The organism is uncultured Chitinophaga sp. (assembly GCF_902168175.1).
GTDB lineage: Bacteria > Bacteroidota > Bacteroidia > Chitinophagales > Chitinophagaceae > Chitinophaga.
This window is the reverse complement of sequence record NZ_CABHOU010000022.1, coordinates 47,990-54,355: the sequence shown is the minus strand read 5'-3', so window position 1 is coordinate 54,355 and position 6,366 is coordinate 47,990. Positions and strand designations below refer to the sequence as shown.

At 46.4% G+C, this 6,366-nt stretch carries 7 protein-coding genes; 2 read left to right on the top strand and 5 right to left on the bottom strand.

Going from position 1 to position 6,366, the window contains the following annotated elements; genetic code table 11:
- Positions 1-79: 79 nt before the first annotated feature.
- Genes QZT80_RS03275 through QZT80_RS03265 form a run of 3 tightly spaced genes read right to left on the bottom strand, consistent with a single transcriptional unit; the run spans position 80 to position 3,215 of the window.
- A complete protein-coding gene (locus QZT80_RS03275) occupies positions 80-1,309 on the bottom strand; it encodes a DUF4350 domain-containing protein (protein ID WP_295117581.1) in 1,230 nt (409 codons plus the stop codon).
- 4 nt (positions 1,310-1,313) lie between these two features.
- Complete coding sequence (locus QZT80_RS03270) at positions 1,314-2,222, bottom strand: DUF4129 domain-containing protein (RefSeq protein WP_295117578.1); 909 nt, start codon at positions 2,220-2,222, stop codon at positions 1,314-1,316.
- Positions 2,223-2,228: 6 nt separating this feature from the next.
- On the bottom strand, positions 2,229-3,215 hold the full coding sequence (locus QZT80_RS03265) for a stage II sporulation protein M (RefSeq protein WP_295117575.1): 987 nt from the start codon (positions 3,213-3,215) through the stop codon (positions 2,229-2,231).
- Between the two features lie 60 nt (positions 3,216-3,275).
- Here QZT80_RS03265 and QZT80_RS03260 point away from each other — a divergent pair, with 60 nt between their 5' ends.
- Positions 3,276-4,085: an RDD family protein gene (locus QZT80_RS03260; protein WP_295117572.1), complete on the top strand. Its 810-nt coding sequence runs from the start codon at positions 3,276-3,278 to the stop codon at positions 4,083-4,085.
- Positions 4,086-4,091: 6 nt separating this feature from the next.
- Here QZT80_RS03260 and QZT80_RS03255 read toward each other — a convergent pair whose 3' ends face one another.
- Positions 4,092-4,568: an RDD family protein gene (locus tag QZT80_RS03255; RefSeq protein ID WP_295117569.1), complete on the bottom strand. Its 477-nt coding sequence runs from the start codon at positions 4,566-4,568 to the stop codon at positions 4,092-4,094.
- Between the two features lie 39 nt (positions 4,569-4,607).
- Positions 4,608-5,072 (bottom strand): RDD family protein, encoded by a 465-nt coding sequence (locus QZT80_RS03250; RefSeq protein ID WP_295117566.1) that lies wholly within the window; start codon positions 5,070-5,072, stop codon positions 4,608-4,610.
- 199 nt (positions 5,073-5,271) lie between these two features.
- Here QZT80_RS03250 and QZT80_RS03245 point away from each other — a divergent pair, with 199 nt between their 5' ends.
- Complete coding sequence (locus QZT80_RS03245) at positions 5,272-6,366, top strand: carbohydrate-binding family 9-like protein (RefSeq protein WP_295117564.1); 1,095 nt, start codon at positions 5,272-5,274, stop codon at positions 6,364-6,366.

Here is a 6,366-nt window from a genome sequence, read left to right as displayed (position 1 = left end):
TCCTTATTGCCTGTACTGCTTCGTGCAGCGCCGAAAAGTCGGCCCGTGGCTGAAAACTATCAATTACTTCTGTTTCCATCTAGTTTGTTTTTAAATAAAAATGGTAAATACTTTTATAGAATGCTTTTAGTTCGTCGTCGGTAATACTGCTGGAAAGCCTGATGTGGTCCACCATTCTTATCATCCTTTCCACCTCTTCCTCTTTATGTCCCGATTTACGGGAAAGGCGATGGATAAAATCAACGTCCAGCACATTCGTGTTAAGGTTGTATTGCGTACGCACAAACTCCAGCAGATGCACGATCATTTTATTCGCCAGGTTCAGGTTGTTGTGATGCGCGAAATACAGCTTACCCAGGGTTTTCACAAACTCCAGCGAAGTATTTACTACCGGAGGTTTGGGTGGAATGATACGCTGCCTGCGCTTGCCTTCGAACACCGCAAACAGTATCAGTAACAACAATGCCAGCAAAAATGCCCATCTCATTGACGGGTAGCGCATCAGCACCTGCCAGTTAGAAAAATCGCCGCTCTGCGGGGCATTAAGGTGTTTATAGTATTCGTCCCAGAAAACGGCACCTATACCAGCACGCATATAAGCCATCATGTGCGCGAGCGCCTGTTCGTTGCTCCCCGTATTCAGAAAATAGTTGGTAAAAATATAGGGATTGAGTGATACGAATACCTGCCCGTTACCCCGCGTTATTCTCACAAAATTAGCCTGGTGGCGGTCATCCTCTCCGAGTACCGCACTCACCGCAGTATCGAGCGAAGCGAAATGATTATAGCCCATGCGGCCATCATAACTAAAATCAGACGGCCTTAAAGCCGGATTTACAAAAACCTGCGAGCCGCCTTTGGAAGCGCCCGTTACATCCATAGAATCGGTAAAGCCGAAGGTATCCATGAAAAGGGAGTCAATTGATTCTGCGGCTACAAACAACTGGTTGCCCGCCTCCACATACCTTAACATATCGGCCACATCCTGCTCGGAGGTGTATATATGCTTACCTGTTAAAATATACGCACTGCCGTCCGAGCTGCTCATATGCGTATCCTTACTGTAAGTTTTGGCAAATGGTTTAGTGACCACACGTAAGGGCAGGCCGCCGAAGAAGCCGGGCAACAATTTGTAGGCAACATATCCGCCGTACACACTTTTATCGCGGTAGCCCAGCGAGAGGCGGGCGTCAGCTTTAAACTTCGTCCGTTTGCTGCCCTGGTTATTATACCCGATAGCGATCATCATTACAATGAACACCAGCGCGGCCAGGCCAATTATCGTATAAATGAATACTTTCTTTTTCACGCCCTTACCTTAATTCGTTTTTAAATGCCATAAAGCGGCCATACAAATCATCAAATTGCTGGTTGTTGATAGTAGTTTGTCCATACCAAACATATTCATAAGCCAGCGTGAGCATGGAAAATGGTTTATACCAGTTCGAACTGCGCATTTCGCGGAGGTAGTCAGCATTGGTTTTATCGGTAGCTACGGCGATAAGTTGCTTTTCCTGTAGCTGTTCCAGCGTTTGCAGGTACAGGTAGCGAACGGCCTGCCTGAAGTTTCCTTCCGCAATTGCCTTACGCGCACTGGCCTCAAAATCAATGATCACTTCCTCCTCTTCTGTTGCTGCGTCTTCAGGCTTCACCCCTTTCTTTCGGGTGCCACTGCTGCGCAGAAATGAAAAGTCGCTGCCAGATATATATTTATAGATGGCCCATATCAGTAAGATCGCCATTAGCCCTACAAAAATCCAGAAAAATATCACCATTAATCCTGCAGCTCTGGACATAAAAGCCGCCCAGGCCCCACTATTAATTTCTCTTGGTTTAGGTTTACTTTCTTCTTCGTATTGCAAAGACTCATCTTTCCTCAATTCGCGCAGTACTTCCAGCGAGGCGTTGCGGGGAGAAATTTGTTCCGGGCGGTTAGTTTCACCGAAGGGGGCGGCAGTATCCCGCAGGGTATGATTAGTATTATCACGCAGCAGTGCTTCCCAGGTATCGTACGTTTTTTCGGCATCGGCCTCCTCGCTGTCTTCCTCCTCCACTTCCTCGTACACGGGCGTAGAGGTATCCTGGTCCATGATGCTTCGTTCTTCGGTACTCAGCAAAGCCGTATCTACCTCAATACCTTCCAGCTCCTGTGCGCATACTGCCATGGGCAGCAGCACGATTGGCAGTACGAGGTATCTTTTTATATTCCTTAGTATTTTCATTCCCAGCTATACGTTTGCTTTTTCCGGTTTCCCGTTCTCGTTTAGAAAATATCCTGCGCGTTTAAGTTGTAGCGGGTACAAAACAAAGTACCAGATCATGAATACCAGCGACATGGCAAGAATACTTACACATAGCCATACGGGCATTTCCTGTGCGCGGCGGGTAATAAAACTCTCCAGGAATGCGGCAGCAATGAAAATAGGTATCAGTGCCACGATGATCTTCACCCCGTCTCTCGCGGCTTTTTTAAGTGAATCTACCCGCTTGTGCGTACCAGGAAAAAGCAGGCTATTGCCCATTACAAGTCCGGCAGTACCTGCAATAACGATCGACGATATTTCCAGCGTACCGTGTATCCAAATCGTTAGTATCGACTGAATACCGAGCCCCTTTGCAAAAAAGTAATATTGGAAAGCGCCCAGCATAATTCCGTTAGAGGTTAACAGCCACAGCGTACCTGCCGAGAAAAAAATACCACCGATAAAACAGAGCATCGAAACCCTGATATTATTATAGCCTATACGCATCCACATCACCCATTCGTTTTCTGACTTGTATACACCGAAAGGGTCGTTGTTAGCGATATTACTTTCAGTCGTATTCACGTATTCATCTCCCAATACCCCTCTCACAAACGTTTCGTCGTGTGCGGCCGAAAAAGCGGCAATAATGCAGAAAAGCAGGAAGTAACAAAAGGTGAACAGGAAAACGCGTTGGTATTTGGCGAATAGCAGCGGCAGCTCAAGGGTGAAAAAACGGCCTATCCGCCCACGCTCCCCGCGGGTGCTACTATAGATACGCCTGTAAATAACGGCAGCCATGCTGTTAATGTACCTGGCAGAGCTGTTTCCGCTGTAGAAAGTTTTGGCGTAAGCGAGGTCGTCCAGCAGGGAAGTGAAGCGTTCCGCCATTTCATCCGGATCTTCTGTGGGTTCCTCCTGGTACTTCTTCCAGCGGTCGACATTTTTCTTAATAAAGAGGGATTCTCTCATGGCATCACATAAAATTACAGGCTACAAATACTCCGAAATATAATATATTTAATTCTGATTATGACTTCGATAAAAATACCTACCGCATTTAACATCGACCTTGAGTTTGAGTCGGCCGATATGGGCAAGCGTTTTTGGGCGTATATCATTGATGTGGCCATAAGGTTCGCTTACTGGCTCATCCTGACACTACTTCTTTCGTGGGCGTTTGGTGGCATCGAACATAAGATGGCAGCATTCCTGGAGTATGTACTTGTGCTGATACCCATTTCGTTATACTACCCTGTTACCGAATTTACGATGAAAGGGCAGAGCATCGGAAAAAAGCTGATGAACATTAAGGTCGTAGGCATGCAGGGCAATGAGCCCAGTATCAGCCAGCACCTCATCCGCTGGTTATTTCGCCTGATAGAATCGCCACTGATGATACTGTTGTTGTTTGCATTGATTGGCAGCGGCGCCTACGACCTCATGGCCTTTACATCACTGATCACTGCACTGATATTTTTTATGCCGCTGATCGTAATCAGCCGCTCTTCGTTGAAACAACGGCTGGGCGACATTACAGCAGGTACCATCGTGATCAATGTGAAACAAACCCATTCAATACAGGACACTATCTTCCGCGAAATATCTGATACCGGTTATCAACCTAAATTTACCCAGATACTGCGCCTTTCCGACAAGGACCTTAACAAAGTGAAGGAACTATTAGACCGGTCGGTGAAACATAATGACCACCTGCTGGCGGCCCGGGTTGCACAACGTATCAAAGAAGTGCTCCACATCGAAACCGACATGGAGCCTATGCATTTTATCGAAACATTATTGAACGACTACAATTACCTGGTTACCCGGGTTAAGGGGTAAAAAAGATTACTTGTTCTTTACTACCGTCGTGTTGGTCCACTTGTCGTGCCAGGGCGTGCCGAAACCGGAGAATGCTTCAAAAGGAACAATGCGGCAAAGGCTTCTTTTAAAAGCATCGCCCCAGGAAAGCTTTTCACCATTGAGGGTAGTTGCTTTTGTACCGGTAATGAACTTACCGATAGAACGGCCGCCGGTTGCGCCTTCTATAACGGTATAATAAAGCAGGAAGAAAATGATACCTACAAAATTAGTCGTTACTGAAAAGCTGCCTTCTTCGGCTGCCAGGGTTGCACCGAAGCCAGGGAGTGTGAGTGCAAGTATAACACCACAAATAAATATCACGATATAAGCGCAGATAAGATCTACGATAAAATTGGCGAATCGTTCGCCTCTGCTGGCATCCTGATGCACCACAAGATTATCAAGATCGGATGAAAACTGCGACAGTCTTTCATCAGTAGAATAGGGAGAATTTTGTTCCATAAAGGTTTAGTTACGAGTGTTAGGTATAGTTAATGATTACTATTTATTTTTCACTACGGTTGTACCCGTCCACTGATCGTGCCACGGCGTGCCAAAACCGGAGAATACCTCAAAAGGAACAATGCGGACAAGGCTGCGGTAAAAGGCATCGCCAAATGTGAATGGCTGGCCATCGCGCCTGACAGCTTTAGTGCCGGTCAAAAATTTACCGATAGAACGGCCTTTCAGCAACCCTTCCATCAACGTATAAAATGCCAGCATAAAAACCGAACTCAATACCACACTCGTAAACCAGGTATCCCATGCAAACTCCTCCTGTTCGAGGAACGAGCGGCCGTAAATAACCGCAAAAAAAGCACGACTGATCACCGAGGCTATAATTACATCGATAATGTAATTACCAAATCGTTCGCCTCTGCTGGCGTCGTGCTGAACAACTAAATCGTCCAGCTCGTCTGAGAAACCCGAAAGCTCATTACGGGAATTAGGGATGTTTGTTTCCATATAGGTTAAGTTTCAATGACCAATAATATAATAAATATAATTAATACTCAAATGAAATTGATGTTAATTCCTGTTTTTTACGCTCCGGGCTGGTACTAAACCACTTACCAGGCGACTTCCTTATCAATATAACATCATTTTACGGTGAATTACCTGTTAGCTGACTGGATAAAGACTTGTAATTATTATTTTTAGCGCCATGTGCAGATTTCTTTGTGGTGCCAGGAGCATCTTTACAAGCCTGCTGCTTTTACCGGCAGCCTTAACAGTGAACGGACAAACAGTATTCCCGGAACAATTAAATTACGTAAGCCACCGCACCGGCGATAGTATTACTATTGATGGAAGGGCATCGGAAACTGCCTGGCAAAAAGCGCCATGGAGCGAAGTCTTTGGCGATATTGAGGGTAGTAAAAAACCGCGCCCTACTTACCAAACAAGGGTGAAAATGTTGTGGAACGATGATTACCTGTTCATTTTTGCAGAACTGGAAGAGCCGCATATACAGGCCAGTCTTCGCAAACGCGACACCATCATTTACCACGATAACGACTTTGAAGTATTTATTGATCCGAATGGCGACACACATCAGTACTATGAAATTGAAGTAAACGCGTACAATACCATCCTGGACTTGTTTATGGGAAAACCTTACCGCAACGGCGGCCCCGCAATGATTACCTGGAATGCAAGAGGGCTTAAAAGCGCCGTACATCATTACGGCACTATAAACAAACCCGGCGACAATGACACCGCCTGGACTGTGGAAATGGCTATTCCATTTTCCGCATTAGGCTTTTATAACTGGAACCTTCGCCCGCAGGAAAACACCCGCTGGCGAATTAACTTTTCGCGCGTGCAGTGGGACTGGGATGTGGTAAACGGCAGTTATGTAAAACGTAAAGGCAAAAACGGCCGGCCGCTGCCAGAACATAACTGGGTATGGTCGCCACAGGGCATTGTAGATATGCATGCACCGGAAAGATGGGGCAACCTTTGGTTCCGCGCACAGGATAACAGTAACGTTGCCGCCCCGCTTCCGGAAGATGAAAAAGCACGTCGCCTGCTTTGGGAAGTGTACTATAAACAACAGCAATACCGCCGGCAAAAAGGCAAATACGCCACCAGTTTGCAGGCGCTTAGCCTGCCTAACATCGTAAACGGCGGCGGCGGTAAGCAGTTCGATATAGAAATGGAAGCCATCAGCCGCCAGTTTACGGCGAGGGTGGAATTACATAACAGCCAGCTCACCTGGAGTATAGACCAGGAAGGCAGGATTACCAACGACAAATAA

Bases quoted from the DNA above. Each gene is read 5' to 3' on its own strand.
- QZT80_RS03270 (WP_295117578.1), bottom strand. From the start codon at position 2,222: ATGAAAATACTAAGGAATATAAAAAGATACCTCGTACTGCCAATCGTG.
- QZT80_RS03265 (WP_295117575.1), bottom strand. From the start codon at position 3,215: ATGAGAGAATCCCTCTTTATTAAGAAAAATGTCGACCGCTGGAAGAAG.
- QZT80_RS03260 (WP_295117572.1), top strand. From the start codon at position 3,276: ATGACTTCGATAAAAATACCTACCGCATTTAACATCGACCTTGAGTTT.
- QZT80_RS03255 (WP_295117569.1), bottom strand. From the start codon at position 4,568: ATGGAACAAAATTCTCCCTATTCTACTGATGAAAGACTGTCGCAGTTT.
- QZT80_RS03250 (WP_295117566.1), bottom strand. From the start codon at position 5,072: ATGGAAACAAACATCCCTAATTCCCGTAATGAGCTTTCGGGTTTCTCA.
- QZT80_RS03245 (WP_295117564.1), top strand. From the start codon at position 5,272: ATGTGCAGATTTCTTTGTGGTGCCAGGAGCATCTTTACAAGCCTGCTG.